The 19,745-nt window shown below is 34.5% G+C and carries 11 protein-coding genes; 10 read left to right on the plus strand and 1 reads right to left on the minus strand.

Going from position 1 to position 19,745, the window contains the following annotated elements; genetic code table 11:
- The first annotated feature begins 117 nt into the window (after positions 1-117).
- A complete protein-coding gene (locus BD847_RS15880; RefSeq protein ID WP_115889246.1) occupies positions 118-747 on the plus strand; it encodes a response regulator in 630 nt (209 codons plus the stop codon).
- Here the strand turns inward: BD847_RS15880 and BD847_RS15885 are convergent.
- Positions 744-3,761 (minus strand): sensor histidine kinase, encoded by a 3,018-nt coding sequence (locus BD847_RS15885; protein WP_147298518.1) that lies wholly within the window; start codon positions 3,759-3,761, stop codon positions 744-746. The two genes, BD847_RS15880 and BD847_RS15885, sit on opposite strands and share 4 nt — an antisense overlap.
- Before the next feature lie 209 nt (positions 3,762-3,970).
- Between BD847_RS15885 and BD847_RS15890 the strand changes: the two genes are divergently transcribed.
- From BD847_RS15890 to BD847_RS15930, 9 genes are all read left to right on the plus strand, one after another.
- Positions 3,971-4,510: an NADPH-dependent F420 reductase gene (locus BD847_RS15890; protein ID WP_167443872.1), complete on the plus strand. Its 540-nt coding sequence runs from the start codon at positions 3,971-3,973 to the stop codon at positions 4,508-4,510.
- A gap of 344 nt (positions 4,511-4,854) precedes the next feature.
- Positions 4,855-7,593, plus strand: a complete 2,739-nt coding sequence (locus tag BD847_RS15895) for a substrate-binding domain-containing protein (RefSeq protein ID WP_115889249.1) — start codon at positions 4,855-4,857, stop codon at positions 7,591-7,593.
- Between the two features lie 230 nt (positions 7,594-7,823).
- A complete protein-coding gene (locus BD847_RS15900; protein WP_115889250.1) occupies positions 7,824-9,182 on the plus strand; it encodes a sugar porter family MFS transporter in 1,359 nt (452 codons plus the stop codon).
- Positions 9,145-10,758: a glycoside hydrolase family 32 protein gene (locus tag BD847_RS15905; protein WP_115889251.1), complete on the plus strand. Its 1,614-nt coding sequence runs from the start codon at positions 9,145-9,147 to the stop codon at positions 10,756-10,758. The genes BD847_RS15900 and BD847_RS15905 overlap by 38 nt, the downstream gene beginning before the upstream one ends.
- Before the next feature lie 181 nt (positions 10,759-10,939).
- The gene (locus BD847_RS15910) at positions 10,940-14,044 is read left to right on the plus strand and encodes a SusC/RagA family TonB-linked outer membrane protein (RefSeq protein ID WP_115889252.1); all 3,105 of its coding nucleotides are present in this window, start codon (positions 10,940-10,942) and stop codon (positions 14,042-14,044) included.
- Positions 14,045-14,059: 15 nt separating this feature from the next.
- On the plus strand, positions 14,060-15,751 hold the full coding sequence (locus tag BD847_RS15915) for a RagB/SusD family nutrient uptake outer membrane protein (RefSeq protein ID WP_115889253.1): 1,692 nt from the start codon (positions 14,060-14,062) through the stop codon (positions 15,749-15,751).
- 18 nt (positions 15,752-15,769) lie between these two features.
- Positions 15,770-17,167, plus strand: coding sequence for a DUF4960 domain-containing protein (locus BD847_RS15920; protein WP_115889254.1), 1,398 nt, complete (start codon positions 15,770-15,772; stop codon positions 17,165-17,167).
- 21 nt (positions 17,168-17,188) lie between these two features.
- Entirely contained in the window at positions 17,189-18,745 is a 1,557-nt protein-coding gene (locus tag BD847_RS15925; protein WP_115889255.1) for a glycoside hydrolase family 32 protein, read from the plus strand.
- Between the two features lie 24 nt (positions 18,746-18,769).
- Entirely contained in the window at positions 18,770-19,675 is a 906-nt protein-coding gene (locus tag BD847_RS15930; RefSeq protein WP_115889256.1) for a carbohydrate kinase family protein, read from the plus strand.
- Positions 19,676-19,745 lie beyond the last annotated feature (70 nt).

Here is a 19,745-nt window from a genome sequence, read left to right on the forward strand (position 1 = left end):
TTTGTAATTGTATAATTATCAGTATGATTATACAGTATTGCTTTTTAATAAAATTATTTGTGCGAGTTGATAAATAAGAAAAACTAAATGCTATTTTTGTTACAAACCTAATTTACTATGTGCAAGAAAATTTTAATAGTTGATGATCATTTGGTAGTACGAAATGGAGTCGCAATGGTTTTGGAAAAACAAATCGAAGACGTACAGATTTCAAATGCCGAAAATTTTTTCGAAGCTATAGATCTTTTAAAAGACACTCTTTTTGATCTTGTTATTTTGGATATCAATATTCCGGGTGGAAAATATACTGAAATGATTGGCGAGCTCAGAGCAATTCAGCCTCTTGTTAGAATACTGGTTTTTTCAGCGCATGAAGAAGAACAACATGCGTTAAAATTTATTTCGGCGGGTGCAAACGGTTATCTGAATAAATTATGTAGTGAAGAAAAAATGATATTTGCCATAAAATCAATTTTCGAATCTTCAACTTATATTTCACAGGAATTAGTCAGCAAATTATTAGATATTAAAGGCACGCAAAAAGTTATCAATCCAAAAGAAGTTTTGTCTAAAAGAGAACTTCAGATTGCCGAACTTTTAATTGAAGGAAATGGTAATCTAGAAATTTCAAACAAACTCAATATACACATGTCTACGGTTAGTACATATAAAGCGCGAGTTTTTGAAAAACTTAAAATTCACAATCTGGTAGAACTTATCAAGCTTTACAAATCATTTGACTACTAGTTGTATTCGACCATTATTTCGATCGTTGTTCCTTCATTAATTTTACTGGTAAAGTTAATATTACCTTTAATAATCAGCAGAAGTTCGATAATCATATGCAGACCAAGATGATAGTTTTTGACAATAGGATTTTGGTAAAAATCAAGATAATAATCAATAAGTTCTTTACTCATACCTTTTCCGTTATCTACTATAATCAGATTTAGCATATTGTTTTGTGTGGCTGATAATAATTCTATTTTTCCATTTTTTGTGTTTTTTATAGCATTATCAAGCAAATTATGAATGATAATAGAAAGCGCTTTATTATTGGTTCTAATGTAAAGATCCTGTGTAATACTATTTACAATTTCGATATTTTCTGCCTCCGCAATTTTCTGGAAAATTTGAATTTTTTCATTCACAAGTTCATACAGCGAATAACCATGTTCTTCCAACTTTTTGCCTTCCATAAAGATAGAAGAGTACTTAATAAGATTTTCTACATATTCATAAAGCTGAATAGTTGACATTTGTATGGTTTCAACTTGCTTTTTTAGTTTGCTGTCATCTTGAACGTTTTCATTTTCAACAAGATGATTTATAGAATTCATCAAAAATTTCAATGGACTTTTAATATCATGACTGATACTTTTTACAAGGGTTTCCTGTTGTTTTGCTTCTTGTTTTAGATTATTTCGGGTTGTTTTTAGTTTGCGAACGGTTGAAGCCAGTTTCTTAGTTTTTTTAGCAATAATTTCCTGAAGTATTTTATTGTTTCGTTTAATATAGTAGGATCTGACGAACCAAACTATGAACAGAAATGCAAGAGAAAAAACAATGCATAAAAAAGCAAACCATCTGGTTTGAGAGAAATTGGCAGGAACGATTATAGTAATATTTTTATAAGCGTAAGAAGCATTAAAACCACTCAGACTTCTTATTGTCAATGTATATTCTCCGGGTGGCAGCGTGGTGAAGGATATTGATTTTTCATTCTTTATTTTTTCCCACTTGCTATCTTTTGTATTGTTTAGTTTTGCTTCAAAGTTCAGATTTTCCTGATTTCCGTAATACGGATATGAAATAAAAAAACTAACCCTCTGGAAGTTGTTATTCAATACAATAGTATCTTTTGGCTGAATGTTTTTCTGATCTACAATAACCTTATCAATAAAAAGCTTTTTCCCCGGTAACAGAGGCGTTAATTTATAAGGATTAAAGAAAACAAATCCATTCATTGACGGAAAAACAATTTCATTGTTTTTAAGGGAATTACCGCAAGGCTGACAACCACCGTTGAATTCATTGGTTAAAATACCATCCAGTTTATTATACAGATGATAGTAGATAGAGTTATTTTTGTTTTTAATGTAGTTTAACAACGCTTTTCTCGATACCTGAAAAAGACCTTTGTTCGTTGGAATCCAGAAAAAACCATTTTTGTCTTCTATTATACAATGCGCAGAATCGAGATAATTGTTTTCGTCTTTTGGAAAAGATTGCAATGCATTTTTATCATACAGAAAAAAACCTTTCTGATATGTGGTTAACCATATCTTCTTTTCACTGTCAATAAAAATGCTTCTGATAAAAATACTTTCTGAATTTTTTACATAAACCAATTTTTCTGAATTGATTTTATATTTCAAAAGGCCTTTTTGCGTACCTAAATAAAGTGTATTTGAGTCGTACTGCGCAATGTAGTTAATGTTGGTTTCTGTAATTGCTACCGGAACAACTCTTCCGTTTTTTATATAAAACAATTTTGCTTTATGAAATTCGTCATATCCAAGACTTACCCATATTACATTGTTGGAATCCTTGAATATGGTTTTTACATTTTGTCCAAAAGGATAGGAGATATATTTTTTGTAATTGTATTGCTTTAGATAACAGCGCAAATGTAGTTGTCTGCCCACCCATAAGTTTTGTTCATTATCTTTGGCGATGGTAATTCTTTCATCCAAATAACCGGTTTTCCCAAATTGCAGGCTATCGACAAGCTTATTATTACTGAAGATTTTTCCTTTTGAGGTTACAATTGTACTGTCATTTAAAGGAACTGCGGCATAATAAACCTCAGATTTCTCTGTTTCCCTTTTTACAGTTGAAAACGATGGAAAAGAAATGATACATAATCCATTTGTATAACTGCCTAAATAAAGCTTATTATTTTTATGATCATAATACAGCGAAATAATATTGCTTTTTTCAAAATCAGCGAATTCGACAATTAGTTTAGCCGATAATTTTTTGCCATCGTTATCTATAGAATAAATCTTGTTTTTTATAGAAAGAAAAATCTGTGCTGTTGTAATGTTCCAGAAAATTTTACGCTTGAACGTAAATAGTGCAGGATCTAGTTGTCCCGAAGATTTTCCAGTTGCTGAGAAACAATCATACGATCCATTTTCGTTGAGGTAAAAAAGCTCGTTTTTCTTAACAAAAAAATTAAATATATTATTGTTCTTAAACGGAATCTTATAAATGCTTTTCATTTTAGAATCGGTGAGTTCTACCTTTTCTGTATCGATGAAAAAGATATTGCCATTTGAAAGCTTTATATAATAAGGTTCGTGCGGATTTAAGGTTTTATTGGAAGGAAGCCCATCATGAAAGAAAAAATGTTTTCCGTTTTTGGTAATGCTTAAAGGATGCATTTTTTTCTTTACTATTTTTATTTTTCCTCCTCTAATTAAGATTACTTCTTTTCTACTTTCGTTAAAACAGTATAGACTGTCTTTTTGAATGCTTCCAAAAATGTCAAAAAAACGACTGTATTCTAAATTAGTCGTAGAAGTGTTAAAAACACGAAAAGTGTTACCGTCATAACGAACCAGACCATTTTCTGTTGTTAACCATATAAAATTATGTTTATCTCCAATTATCGCATTAACACTACTTTGTGGTAGTTCATTATTGTCGGCAGTATACCACCTGTGCATATATTTTTGCTGACAGATTGTTTTAGTTGTCGTCAATAGCAACAAGAGAGCAATCCAGTAATAACGATAATATGATAATGACATCATGTGGAAATCGGTATAAATTATATCATAACAAACATAGCAAACATAATTTACAATTTTTGATTTGTAGTTTTAAATCTACAAAAATGTAGGTTTATTGGTACGTAGGTATGTGTATTTGGGTATCGAAATACTTCTATATTTGTTTGTATAGTAATCTTAAATTTTTTAGTGTCAAAATAACACTAATATTTAGTAAAACAGAAGAACTAATGAAAATAGGAATCGTTGGAGCGTCCAGTATTACGATGGACTTTGCTAGTAGAGCAGCTCAATCAGGACACGAAGTATTGATTAGTCATTCTAATAACAATACTTTAAAAGAATGTGTGCAAAGAATGGGCACCAAAGTTAAATTAGTTACTAAAGAGAAAGCTGTAAAAGCGGGAATTATCATATTATTTGTTCCCCGGGAAGAATTGAAGACTTTTTTGAGTGATCTTCCTGATATGACAGACAAAATAATAATTCATACTAATAATCCTGTTTTTAGTATGGAATGTCTTTCAAATGTTATAAAATCATCCAGTGAAATCATCGCAGATCTTTTACCGGATGCCCATGTTATAAAATTACTGAATATTGTTGAACCAAATATATTGTTGTCCAGCAAGGAAAAACATTCAGGTAATGAAATATATTTCACAGGAAACTGTACAGAAGCCAAAAGAAAGGTGAAAGCCTTCTTTAAAACTTTGAACTTGTCAGGAATTGATTTTGAAGAGGCCTATTTGTTTAACAAAGTGGGCTAACGTAGATAATTAGTTAGGAATTAGTAAAAAGAATTGAAGAGAAAAGCTAAACTAAAATTGGGGAATTTGGTTTAGGTTTACATGGTTGGTTTGTTGAAATGAGTTGAGTAAAAACGATTGAAGATCTGATTGTCTTCAATCGTTTTGTTTTTATATAAAATGGCTCTCGAATAGTCACAATCGACAATCAATAGTTGTGTAGATAAAATAAAAGTTTAATTTTACCTTTTAATATCCTTGCCGCTTGTCACAACAAAATAATCCTTCCTAATTATTTTGACAGGTTGTAGGTTCACAAGGGTATTTTTTGAAACTCATTTTCATTTACATAAACTTATAATTTCATGTATCAATTTGTAAAGTATATTTTGCTGTTTTTGGCAGCATCATTAAGTCTGGTTTCCTGTAAGCAAAAACAGGGAGACAAAATTAAAGTTGGTTTCTCGCAGGCGATGACAACCGATGATTGGCGCAAACAAATGAACAGCTCCATAAAAATTGAAGCTTCTTTGCGACCTGAAGTTGATTTGACAATAAAAGATGCCAATAATAATGTTTCGAAACAAATCGAAGATATTGAGCGTTTTATTTCTAATAAAGTTGATGTTATTATTGTATCGCCAATTCAGTCCAAACCTTTAACGGCTGTTGTAGAAAAATCCATAAAAGCGGGAATTCCTGTTCTTGTTGTGGATCGAAAAATTGAAGGAGAAAGTTATACGGCTTATTTGGGAGCAGATAATATCGAAATTGGCCGAATTGCCGGTCGCTACATTATCTCTCACAGCAAGGGCTCTGGCAATATTATAGAAATTACCGGTGCCAGCGGCTCATCTCCGGCTTATGAAAGAACACTTGGTTTTAATCAGATTATTAACGAGAATAAGCGTTTTAAGATTGTAAATACCATTCAGGGTGATTGGGAAAAGGAATCGGTTAAAGCGCCTTTGAAGGCGATTCTTCAACAAAATCCGAATGTTGAATATATCTTCGCTCATAATGACAGAATGGCTTTAAGCGCTTGGGAAACTGCTAAAACCCTCGGACTTGAAAAGAAAATAAAGTTTATTGGCGTTGATGCTTTAAACTCAGTAAATGGCGGAATTGAATTGGTAAAAAGCGGTGTGCTTGATGGAACTATTTTATATCCAACCGGAGGAAACGAAGCGCTTAAACTGGCTCTAAAAATGTACAATAAAGAATCCATTTCCAGAAACAATATTCTGAACACGATTGTTATCGATAAAAACAATGCTGAAATTATCGAAAACCAAATGGATAAAGTCGATCAGCAACAGTTGGTCATCGAATCGCAGCAAGGCGCTATCAAAGTTCAGGAAAGAGAATATGCTTCGCAGAATAATTTGGTACGACTGCTTAGCTTTTTTCTTGTAATTATTTTGAGCTTAACGATTTACAGTATTTATTCTACCATTTCGATTTCAAAAAAGAAAAAGCAATTAGAAAGAATCAATCAAACGGTAATTGACCAAAACAATGAAATTCAGGAAATGGCACAAATTGCAGCTAAAAGCAATGAAGCAAAGCTGAATTTCTTCACTGGACTTTCACATGAATTTAAAACGCCAATTACTCTAATAATGAGTTATGTGGAATCGTTAATCGAAAATGAAAAAATTAAAGGCACCGCATTGATTGACGAAGTGAAATTGATTCATAAAAACTCAAACAGATTATTGCGATTAATCAATCAATTATTGGATTTTAGAAAAATTGAAGAGCAAAAATTTACGCTGAGAGCTTCGAATACAAAGATTTATGATTTTACAAATGAAGTCATGGCTAATTTTAAAGGCGAAGCTGCCCGAAGAAATATTGATTTTCAATTAGTCTGTAAAAACAAAAATCTGGAACTGTTTATTGACCGCGGTTTAATGGATAAAGTGTATTTCAACTTATTGTCGAATGCTTTTAAATTCACTCCGGATAATGGAAAAATTAGCATTTCAATTATCGAAAATCAGGATAATACCGTAAAGATTCATTTTAAAGATTCCGGAATTGGAATTCCTGATGATGAGCTTTCAAATGTTTTTGATCCATTTTTCAGGGCTTCAAATAATAATAAAAACAGTTCAGGAATTGGTTTGCATTTGTCTAAAGAGTTTGTGCTTTTGCATCAGGGAACTATCGAGCTAAAATCAAAGCAAGGCAGCGAATTTGTGATTACTTTATTAAAAGGAAACAGTCATTTACAACCTGGTGAAATTATTCAGAAAGTCGAAAGCCTAACCAGTATTCCGAATTTAATTACCGATAATTTAAACATAGAACCCGATTTAAAAGAATCAAATACGATTTCTGATAATGAAAAACATTCGCTGCTCATTATAGAAGACAATGTAGATTTAGTAAACTTTTTAAAAGCAAAACTGTCGAATGAATATGTAGTTTACAATTCTGACGGAAGCGATGCGATCGAAAAAGCATTGGAAATTATTCCGGATATTATTATCTGCGATATTAATTTGGTAGACAAAGATGGTTACGAAATCAGCAAAGAACTAAAGAAAGACCTTCGTTCTTCGCATATTCCAATTATAATTTTAACGGCGCAAAGTAATAAAGAATCAGTTTTAAAAGGCTTGCAGAGTGGAGTAGATCAATATTTGACAAAACCTTTTAGTCTTTCAATTCTAAAACAATCCTTATCGAGTTTGCTTTTCAACAGAGAAAAGCTACGCTATTATTACACCAATAATATTTACAGAGTTGAACCTGAATCTAAGTTTGGAAATCAGGAACAGTCCTTTATTACCAAAATGAATGACATTATTAAAAAGAATGTCGAGGATCCAAAGTTTTCAGTTGAAGATTTGGCGGATAAATTGGGCGTTTCGAGAGTTCAGCTGTATAGAAAAGTGAAAGCAATTATCGGAATTAATATTAGCGATCATATTAATAATGTCAAATTAGAGAAAGCAGCAGAGCTTTTGAAGTCAAATGAAATGAATATTTCTGAAATTGCGTACTCATTAGGTTTCTCTTCTCCAAACTATTTTTCTACAGCTTTTAAGAATAAATTTGGAATTTCTCCTAAAGAATATAAAACGTCCAGCTAATTTGTCTTTGAAATTGTTTCTTTTAAAGTATCAATTTTGAAGGTTATGTAACAAAATCGAAACTACAAGGTTTTCGTAAAAGTTTTTTAATTTACGTAAAACCTTGTAAATAAAGGTTTTCGGTTTAAAATGCTAAACTATCAATATTTATAGAAATAAATTGTAACATCATTAAAAATAAGTTGTTTTTTTTGCAGATATCTTAGCAACAAGTTTTTAATACATGTACAATGAATAAGATATTGATTTGGTCTGTTACTGCTGCACTGGCAGGTTTTCTTTTCGGTTTTGATACCGTAGTTATTTCTGGAGCTGATAAACAATTACAGCTTCTGTGGCACTCGTCAGATGCCTTTCATGGTTCAGTTGTTATGGCAATGGCATTATGGGGAACTGTAGTTGGTGCAATCTTTGGAGGAATCCCAACAAATAAAATAGGGCGTAAAAAAACATTATTCTGGATTGGGATTTTATATTTCGCTTCAGCAATTGGTGCCGCTTTCGCTAATGATCCGTTTGTTTTTGCTGCCTTCAGATTTATTGGAGGTTTAGGAGTTGGCGCTTCGACAATTGCTGCTCCGGCTTATGTTTCAGAAATTGCTCCGGCAGACAAACGCGGAAGATTGGTTGCTTTGTATCAGTTTAATATTGTACTAGGAATTTTAATTGCTTTTATATCTAATTACTTTTTAAAAGATATTGGCGAAAACGCTTGGAGATGGATGATTGGCGTTCAGGCAATTCCTTCTCTAATTTATATTCTTTTTATTTTGTCAATTCCGGAAAGTCCGAGATGGCTTTTGTCTAAAAATCGTGACGAAGAAGCTCGTAAAGTTTTATATACCATTGATCCGTCTGCAAATATTGCCGACTTAATAGATGATTCCCGTGAAAACGGTGTTACCAAACACGAAAATATTTTCATGAAGAAATACCGTTTTCCTTTAATTCTGGCTTTCTTAATTGCCTTTTTCAATCAGTTTTCGGGAATTAATGCATTTCTTTATTATGCGCCACGAATTTTTGAAGAAGCCGGTTTAGGACAAAATACAGCGTTGTTAAGCAGTATCGGAATTGGAGTTACAAATCTTATTTTCACCTTAATTGGTGTAGCATTAATTGACAAATTAGGAAGAAAGTTGTTAATGTACATTGGTTCTGTTGGATATATTATTTCACTCGGACTAGTATCGGCTTCTTTCTATTATAATTGGGGAGGTTTGTCGGTTCCTATTTTCCTTTTCCTTTTTATTGCTTCACATGCAATTGGTCAGGGCGCGGTCATTTGGGTTTTTATTTCGGAAATATTCCCAAATCATATTCGTGCATCAGGACAAGCATTTGGAAGCTCAGTACATTGGGTTCTAGCAGCAATTATTCCCTCTTTAATTCCAATGTTATTTTCAGAAATCGGACCCGAAGTAGTATTCCTTATTTTTACATTGATGATGGTACTGCAACTGTTGTTTGTAATTTTTCTGATGCCGGAAACAAAAGGAATCTCTTTAGAAGCTTTAAGCGAAACACTAACTAAAAAAAATAACCACAAAAATGAAATCAAAGAAACATCTGCCGTTAGCTCTTTATAGTGCTGCCTTACTGTCGATAGTAGGATTAAAACCGTCTTCTGCAACTGCACAAACTGCTGCCGTAACTGTATCGAACACAGCGGAAGAACAAATGTATCGACCAAATTTTCATTTTACGCCAAAAAAAGGCTGGATGAATGATCCTAACGGAATGTTCTTCGCCAATGGATATTATCATTTATTCTACCAGCATTATCCTGATGGAAATACGTGGGGACCAATGCATTGGGGGCATGCGATTTCTAAAGATTTAATTAAATGGGAAGAGCAGCCAATTGCGCTTTATCCGGATAAAGACAAATATATATTTTCCGGAAGTGCCGTTGTCGACACACACAACACATCTGGATTAGGAACAGGAAAAACAGCACCAATTGTTGCTATTTACACTTTGCATGATATGGCAAAGGAGAAAGCTGGCAAAATTGATGTGGAGCAGCAGGATATTGCTTTTTCTAATGATAATGGTTTTACATGGCAGAAATTTGAGGAAGGAAATCCTGTCGTGAAAAATCCTGGAATTAGAGATTTCCGCGATCCAAAAGTATCTTGGGATGAAACGCACAAGCAATGGATTATGGCTTTGGCAGCTCAGGATCGAATTCATTTTTACAAATCATCGAATCTAAAAAACTGGGAATTTGCATCTGAATTTGGAAAAAATATTGGTGCTCACGGCGGTGTTTGGGAATGTCCTGATTTTTTCGAAATAAAAGTTGAAGGTACCAAAGAAAAAAAATGGATTTTAATCGTAAATCTTAATCCAGGCGGGCCAAACGGAGGTTCAGGAGTTCAATATTTTGTTGGAGATTTTGACGGAAAAACATTTACAATGGATACCAGTTTTGCTGAAAGAGTAAAAAATGAAAAAGCGGTTTGGGCAGATTATGGAAAAGATAATTATGCCGGAGTAACGTGGAATAATGTTCCAACTTCAGACGGAAGACGCTTATTTATCGGATGGATGTCAAACTGGGAATATGCACAGCAAGTTCCGACAACGACATGGAGAAGTAGTACGACGATTCCGCGTGAATTGAAATTGGTAAAAAAAGGAAACTATTATAATTTGGTTAGCACACCGGTGAAAGAAATCAATAATTATGTTGCTAAAACCATTAAAGCAAAAAGTTTAAACGGTAAAGAAATTAATTTAATTGAAAGCGGAAAAGCAGATTTAACGCAGGCAGTTGTTAGCTTAGACTTAAAAAACTTAAAACAGGAAGATTACACTTTTACACTTTCAAATACAAATGGAGAATCTTTAAATTTCGGTTTAAACAACAAAGAAAATTATTTATTTGTTGATCGTTCTAAAGCAGGTAAAATTGATTTCTCAGATAAGTTTGCATTACCTGTGAGCAAAGCATTTTTGGAAGGAAGCCAGAAAAGTGCCGCTTTTAAAATTATTCTGGATAAAACTTCAATTGAAATATTCTACAATAATGGCGAGAAAGTAATGACGGAAATCTTTTTTCTAAACAAAACATTTACTTCACTTTCGATCGCTTCAAAAGAGAAAATTGAGGTAAATAATTTAATAATTCAGGAATTAAATGTCTCAAAAAGCCATTAGGAAAAAATAGCAGAATTATTTTTTCTTCTTAAAAAAATCACAGCTAAAGCTTGTAAATACTCGAAAGATTTTCCTTTCTGACCTTTTATGCTTTGTTCTGAAAATTATCGCTTGCTTAAAATCGCAATCGAAATACTAACTACGTAATTAACCAATTAAATATAACCAAAACCATTAATTTATGAAAAGTAAGATTATTTATTTTCTATTTTTCTTCTTTCCGATGCTGATGATGACGGCGCAGGAAAACGGAATAAAAGGAACGGTAATTTCGTCTGATGACGGAATGCCGCTTCCTGGAGCGACAGTAATTATTTCAGGAACAAATACAAGTTCAGTCACCGATTTTGATGGGAATTTTTCCTTCCCAAATGTTGCTCAAGATGCTGTACTTGTAGTTTCTTTTATAGGATATGCCCCGCAATCGATTTCTGTTAAAGGGCAAAAATCAATCAATGTAACGCTAAAAGTTGACAACAATCAATTGAATGAAGTTGTTGTAACGGGATATTCGAAACAAAAGAAAACGGATATTACAGGAGCCGTTGCCGTTGTGAACATGAAAGATGTTATGAAACAACCGGAACCAAACCCAATCAAAGCTTTGCAGGGAAGAATTGCCGGAGTAAAAGTAACTTCAGACGGTTCGCCAAGCGGAGGAAATACAAAAGTGGTGATTCGTGGTGTTGGAACTTTGAACAACACGGATCCGCTTTACGTTATTGACGGAATGCCGACAAAATCTGGGATGCATGAATTAAATCCGAATGATATCGAAACTATTCAGGTTTTGAAAGATGCTTCTTCAGCAAGTATTTATGGTTCCAGAGCCTCAAACGGTGTGATTATCATTACAACCAAAAAAGGAAAAGAAGGCAAAATGAGAATCAATTTCAGTACCTATGCTTCCTTTTCTGATTATTCAAGAAAGTTAAATGTACTAAATGCGAACCAGTTTGGACAGGCACTTTGGCAGGCGAATATTAACGACGGTTTAAATCCGAATAATAACAATTTACGCTATCAGTTTGATTGGTCGGTAAATAATAATAAACCGCAATTGAACAAAGTTTTGGTTCCGGAATATTTAGATGCAGAACAAATCATAAAAGCATCAAATACAGATTGGTACGATGCAATTTCTCAAACCGGAGTTGCCAATTCTTATGATTTATCAGTTTCGAATGCTTCTGATAAAGGAAATTATGTTTTTTCGCTAGGATATTATGGAAATGAAGGCGTTGTAAAAACAACAGATTTCGAAAGAATTTCTGCCCGAATGAACAGTTCTTATAAATACTTTGATGGCAAATTAGTTATCGGGGAAAACTTCAGTTTAAATCGTACAAACGAAGTAACAGATCCTGGCGTTTTAGATCCTGCATTGAGAGCTTTACCAATTATTCCGGTGCATACTGTAGACGGAATTGGTTGGGGAGGTCCGGTTGGAGGTATGAACGACAGACAAAATCCGGTTCGTCTTTTAGAATATAATAAAGATAACAAATACGATTATTTGCGCCTTTTTGGTAACGCTTACGCGGATTTGGAAATTATTAAAAATCTGCATATCAAAACCAGTTTCGGAATGGATTATGGTTTTTACAAAAAACGTACGTTACAAAGAAGCTACAAATCAGGTTATCTTCAAAATGATCAAACGTCTGTTACAATCGACCAATCGATCAGCGATAAATGGACTTGGACAAATACAGCAATTTATAGCTTAAACTTTGGGAAAAGCAATCTGAATTTGATGGCGGGAACGGAAATGTATAAAGATACTTATGATACAAACACGTTGCGTAAAAATGACTTTTTGATCGAAACGCCGGATTATATGTATCCGGATGCAGGAACGGGAGAATCTTTTACAAGCGGAACTTCGACTGTATATTCTTTGCTTTCTTATTTTGGAAAAGCAGATTACGAGTTTGATAATCGTTATTTGGTTTCGGCTACAATTCGTCGTGATGGTTCTTCTCGTTTTGGAAAAAACAATCAATTCGGAACATTTCCGGCAGTTTCAGCGGGATGGAGAATCAGCAATGAAAACTTCATTAAAAATAGTGCTCCTGTTTTTTCAGACTTGAAATTAAGAGCAGGCTGGGGACAAACCGGTAATCAGGAAATCAGCAATACGGCAGTTTACTCGCTTTATCTGGCAAGTTACGCAGGCGGAAGTCCAACTTGGGCAACGTCCTACGGAACCGCTTACGATATTGCAGGAAACGGAAACGGATTGCTTCCGTCTGGTTTTATCGCAACGCAATCAGGAAATGATGATTTGAAATGGGAAACTACTACACAGACCAACATTGGTTTGGACTTTGGTTTATTCAAACAAAAATTAAGCGGATCGATAGATTATTATATCAAAAAAACAGATGATATTTTGGTTTTACCGCCTTATTTAGGAGTTATTGGAGAAGGTGGAAACCGTTGGGTAAACGGAGCTTCTATGGAAAATAAAGGCTGGGAGTTTTCTTTAGGTTATCACGATGAAACTTCATTTGGATTGAAATATGATATTTCCGGAAACATTTCGGCAAACAAAAATAAGATTACACAATTGCCGGATGAAGTAAAAAACAATTACGGGGGCGATGGACTTGATGATAATATTTTAGGACGACCAATAAATTCGATGTACGGATATGTAACTGATGGATTATTTACAAGTCAGGATCAGGTAGACAACTCTGCAATTCAGGAAGGAAAAGGTCTTGGTAGAATTCGTTACAAAGACTTAAATGGTGACGGAACAATTACAGATAAAGACCGCACGTGGATAGGAAATCCAAATCCGGGATTGTTGTACGGAATCAATTTAAACTTGTCTTATAAAAACTTTGATTTTACCACTTTTTGGGAAGGTGCAACAGATGTTGATGTGATTAACAACACAAAATACCAAACTGATTTCTGGAGTGTTGATGATGTTGGGTCAAATAAAGGAACACGTTTGTTGAATGCCTGGTCTTTGGATAATCCAAATTCAACTATTCCGGCTTTGACAACAGTTGACAGAAATGCGGAATCAAGATTCTCAACTTATTATGTAGAAAACGGAAGTTATCTTAAACTTAGAGTTTTACAGTTTGGCTACAGTCTGCCAAAAGATTTGCTGAAAAAATTAAGTATAGAAAGTTTTAGGTTTTATATCAGCGGTCAAAATTTATTGATTATCGATGCGAAAAGCTTCACAGGAGTTGATCCGGAAAATGCAGGTTTTGGATATCCTCAGCCGACAACGTTTACTGCTGGTCTTAATTTTACTTTATAATAAAAGATTAAAAAAATGAAAAAAATACTATATATAGCAGGATTTGCAGTGATGGGTTTCTTCGCTTCCTGTTCCGATTTTTTAGAAAATGATCCGCGTGGTGTGTTGTCAGAAGAAGATATTGTTACACCGCAGTCGGTTGAAGGATTTATGAATGCAGCTTATGCACAGTTAGGAAATGATCACTACGATTCTCCGTACAGTTTATGGCCGTTTGGGAATGTTCGTTCTGATGATGCTTACAAAGGCGGAAGCGGTACAAATGATATTCAGGATTTTCACTTTTTTGAAGTTTCAAATAATATCCGTCCGGATTTTGGAGAATTGGATAGTTTCTGGTACATCAGCTATGTTGGTGTTTCAAGAGCCAATAAAGCATTGAAAGCTTTAGAACAAATCTCAGAAGCAGATTATCCGTTGAAGAAAACACGAATGGCAGAAATGCGTTTTTTAAGAGGGCATTTTTACTTTATGCTGAAAATCATGTTCAGAAATGTGCCTTATATTACCGAAGATGTTCCGGTTGAAGATTATAAAACGATTTCAAACAAAGCACTTTCAAACGAAGAACTTTGGACTAAAATTGCAGAAGATTTTCAGGCTGCAGCCGAAAATTTACCAGACGCACAGCCAGAAGTAGGACGTGCTAATAAAAAAGCGGCTTATGCTTATTTGGCAAAAACAAGATTGTATCAGGCGTACACTCAGGATGAAACATTCAAAGTTACAGGAATTAGTCAACAGCACTTACAGGAAGTAATTGCAGCAACAGATAAAGTAATTGGAAAAGCTTCTTTAGAACCTGACTTTGCCAACAATTTCTTGCCTGGAACTTACGAAAATGGACCGGAAGCTATTTTCTCGATTCAGTTTTCTGATAACGACGGAACGCTTTACGGAAGATTGAATTTCTCAGATGTTCTTTCTACGCCACAAGGTTTAGGTTGTTGTGATTTTCATAAACCAAGTCAAAATTTAGTGAATGCTTTTAAAACCGGAGCAAATGGTTTGCCTGAGTTTGATACGTACAACAATGAAGATTTTGATTATAAAAATATTGATGCCAATACAGTTGATCCAAGATTGTATCATACCGTTGCAATGCCAGGCTTGCCTTATAAATATGACCCAGAATTTCTATATGTTGAAGCTTGGGTACGATCTCCGGGAACGTATGGTTATTTTGCTTCTTTAAAAGAAAACGTTGCCCCAAATTGCAGCTGTGTTGTAAATATTGATCCGTTTTACGGAAATTCAAAAAACAGAATTCAGATTCGTTATGCCGATGTGATTTTGATGCGTGCCGAAGCTTTGATTGAATTAGGAAGACAATCTGAAGCTTTGCCGTTAATCAATGAAATTAGAGAAAGAGCGGCGCAAAGTACAGGAAGATTGCCTTATGTGAGTAACTTCAAAATCAATACTTATGTGGACGGAAGCAATTGCAACTGGACACAGGATTTTGCCCGTAAAGCGTTGCGTTGGGAACGTCGTTTAGAATTGGCAATGGAAGGAAGCCGATTCTTCGATCTTGTTCGTTGGGGAATTACAGATCAGGTTATGAATGATTTTTATGCAAAAGAAAAAACAAAACGTACCTATTATCAGGATGCTTTTTTTGATGCGCATAAAGAGGAGTATTGTCCAATTCCGTTGAAGCAAATTAATTTCAGTCAGGGATTGTACAAACAGAATCCAGGTTATTAATCTTTAAAAATCAGCAATATGAAAAAAGCTTTAAATAAATATTGGACCAAAGTGTCTATAGTATTGGCAATGATTTTTATGATTACTGCCTGTGAAAATAGTTTTGAAACTGGTGGATTTGATGTGAGTTCGCCTTCAAATGTACTTTCATTCAAATTAAACGGAGTTTCAGGAAGCATTGATCAGACAACAGGAAAAATTACTGTTGTAATGCCTTATGGATCTGACATAACTGCTATAAAACCGGAAGTTGTTTTTGTTGATGGCGCAACATCAAATCCGGAATTAAATTCGGCTATGAATTTTACAAATCCGGTAAAATTCAGAGTGGTTAACGGTAATTTATATAAAGATTATACCGTAACAACAACTGTTTTGAGTCCGATTAAGAGTTTTACAATTAATGGCGTTGCCGCAACGGTAAACGACATTAGCAAAACCATTAATATGACGCTTCCTGAAAATACGGATTTGACAGCGCTTAAACCTGTAATTGAAGTTACAACGGGTGTTACAATTTCACCAGCTTCAGGAGCAACAGTTGATTTTACAAATGCAGTTACTTTTGTAATAACATCAAATGGAAAAAGCGTTAATTATACAGCAAATGTTGGAGTTCCGGTTACGGGATTAACTGTTGCATTTTTAGGAACTGCCGCTACAAGATCAGGAATTACAAATATGGATGAAGTTACGGCTTCAAACTGGTTGTTTGATAACTTCCCGGGCGCTAAATACATTTCTTTCGAAAGTATACAAAATGGTGCCGATTTACGTGATATCGACGTCATTTGGTGGCATTTTGATTCGGCTGCAAATTTACCTTCTGTGGCTTACAATCCTGCGGTTACCAATGCATTGAAAAATTTCAGAACAAATGGAGGAAACTTGCTTTTGACTTCTTTTGCTTCGCAATATGTTGATGCTTTAGGAATTGTTCCGTCAGGAAAAGGACCAAATAATGTTTTTGGTGATTTCCCTCCAAACGGATTTGTAGACGGAAATTCATGGGGAATGTCATTCGTTGGTCACGAAGGTCATCCAATTTTCCAAGGCTTAACCACTTTTGAAGCAGGAAAAGCCAATTTATTACAAAGCGGAACTTTCAGATTAAATCATACAGCTTGGTGGTTTTTACCGGAATGGGGAGGTTACAATAATGGAGAAGGCTGGAGAAACCAAACAGGAGGAACCAATCTGGCAAGTGAAGCCTGGGATAATGAACTTAACGGAAGAGTAACCATTGCAGAATTTCCAAATACAAGTACAAATAAAAATGTAATTGTTATTTCTATGGGAGCTTACGATTGGTACAATGAAGCCAATAGCAGCGGAGTGCCAAGTCAGGCAAACGAGTTTATTACAAATATCAAACTGCTGACACAAAACAGTATCAATTATCTAGCGGCAAAATAAATCACCTTGAATTTAATTAAAATGAAATATAGAAATATAATCACAATCGCTTCGGTTTTCTTTTCGCTGATTTCTTGTAGTCAGGATGAAACGTATATTGGAGGTTCGATTTCGGGAGGGAATTCTGAAATAACAAGTGTTTTTCCTGTTCCGCCGGCGCAATGGATGGGCACAAATGATCCCTATTACAGTGCGGGTTATACGGGAGATATTATGCCTTTTTTCGATAACGGAAAATTCCATATCTACTTTCTGCATGATGCGCAGAATAAACCTGCCGGAAAAGGATTTCATGATATTCATGAATACCAGAGTACAGATTTGGCACATTTTACTTATGAAGGTCAAACTATTCCGTATGGTGCAACCTTAGAACCTGATTTTGCTATTGGCACAGGATCAGTTGTCAAAGTGGGTAATCTTTATTACTTTTATTATACAGGGCACAATGAAAATCCTGCTTTTGTTCAGTCGAATGCGAGAGAAAGTGTTTTATGCGCAACCAGCAGCGATTTGAAAAAATGGACTAAAGTTCCGTCTTTTAAGATTACAGCTCCGGCGGGATATTACAATTATGATTTCAGAGATCCGCATGTGTTTTATAATGATGAATTGAAAAAATATTCAATGTTAGTAAGCACACAGACAGAACCTGGAAGAAAAGCCGTTTTGTTGCATTTTACAAGTGCAGATCCTGCATCAGGAAAATGGGATGTTGAAGTTCCAATTTATACAACGACGTCTGAGGATAATTATCTGATGATGGAATGTGCGGATATTTTTAAAATGGGAAGCAATTGGTATTTAATTTTTTCTGAGAATTGGAGTGGTAATAAAGGAACACATTACAGAATTTCATCGTCTATAAACGGTCCTTGGACAAAACCGGAAAATGACAGAATTGACGGAGAATACTTTTACGCAGGAAAAACAGCTTCTGACGGAAACAAAAGATATGTTTTTGGATGGAATGCCAGAAAAACGCCTGAGAATGATTTAGGAAATAAAGATTGGGCTGGGAATATGGTTATTCATGAATTGATTCAGAATTCAGATGGTACTTTAGGAACGCAATCACCGAAATCGGTTAAGGATTTATTTTCGAAAAAGAATGCTACTGCAGAAGTAGATGCCATTTCATCTAATGCAACAGCCAATAACGGAACCTATTCTTTATCCGGAGAAACAGAAAAAGCAATGGTTACTTTTAAAAGCGTTGGAAAGAAAGTCAAAATAAAAGCCGAAGTCACTTTAGCGAAAGCATCAGGAACAACCGGATTTGTTTTTCATACCAATGATACAGGAAGTTATTATAAAGTGGTTTTGGATATTGCTAATGGTAAAATAAGCGGTTATAATTCGGCTTCACAGGAAGTAACACGTTTGCCATTTGCACTTCAGACGAATGTAAAATATGATGTTGAAATAATTGCTGAAGGAAGTGTTGTCGTAGTTTACATTAACGGAAAAGTAGCGCTCACCAACCGCATTTACGGAAGAGACAAAAATAAATGGGGTTTAATTGCTGAAGGACAAACGAGCACAATCTCAAATCTTCAGATAACGCAACCTGAATAAAAACTAATAATAAAATATTTTAGAATGAATAACGGAAAAAACCTTAAGGCGGTGGCATACGGAGAGGTACTTTGGGATGTTTTTGCCAATGAAAAAAAGATTGGTGGAGCACCATTGAATGTTGCCTTGCGCATGAAAACGCTGGGTTGCGAAGTGGCCATGATTAGCTGTGTAGGAAATGATGAAGACGGAAAAGCAATAAAAAATCAAGTGAAACAACTGGGACTTGAAACGGATACAATCGTAATTTCAGAAGATTTCCCGACTGGTTTGGTTAACGTGACCTTAAATGAGCGCGGATCGGCAACTTATGAAATCAGTTATCCGTCTGCCTGGGATAAAATTGAATTGAATGATTTAGCAAAAGCAACAGTAAAAACTGCTGATGTATTGATCTATGGAAGTTTGGTTTGTCGTGACAATGTTTCAAGAAATGCTTTAGAAGAATTGCTTCAATATGATGTTTATAAGGTATTTGATGTAAATTTAAGAAAACCACATTATACGTATGAAATCCTGAACCAGCTTATGCAATCGGCTGATTTTATAAAGTTTAACGATGAAGAATTGCTTGAAATTGCAAAAGCGATGAATTCTCCTTTTGAAAGCCTGGAAGAAAATATGGCTTTCATTGAAGAAAAAACAAAAGCTACTGCAATGTGTGTAACAAAAGGTAAACACGGTGCTTTATTATTGTGGGAAGGAAAAATCTACGAAAACGGCGGTTATCCAATTGAAGTTGCAGATACCGTTGGCGCCGGAGACTCATTTCTTGCCGCTTTGATCACTTCATTATTAACCGGAAAAGAACCTCAGAATTCAATTGATTTTGCCTGTGCAGTAGGCGCTCTTGTTGCTGAAGCGCCTGGTGCGAATCCGGAAGTTCCAAATTCTAAAATTGAAAATTTAATGGCTAGAGTTAGAGTTTAATTTTTGTCTTAATAGTTAGTTGCCCTTAAGAAGTATTAATTTCTTAAGGGCTCTTTTTATATTCATTTTT

The organism is Flavobacterium cutihirudinis, from assembly GCF_003385895.1.
GTDB lineage: Bacteria > Bacteroidota > Bacteroidia > Flavobacteriales > Flavobacteriaceae > Flavobacterium > Flavobacterium cutihirudinis.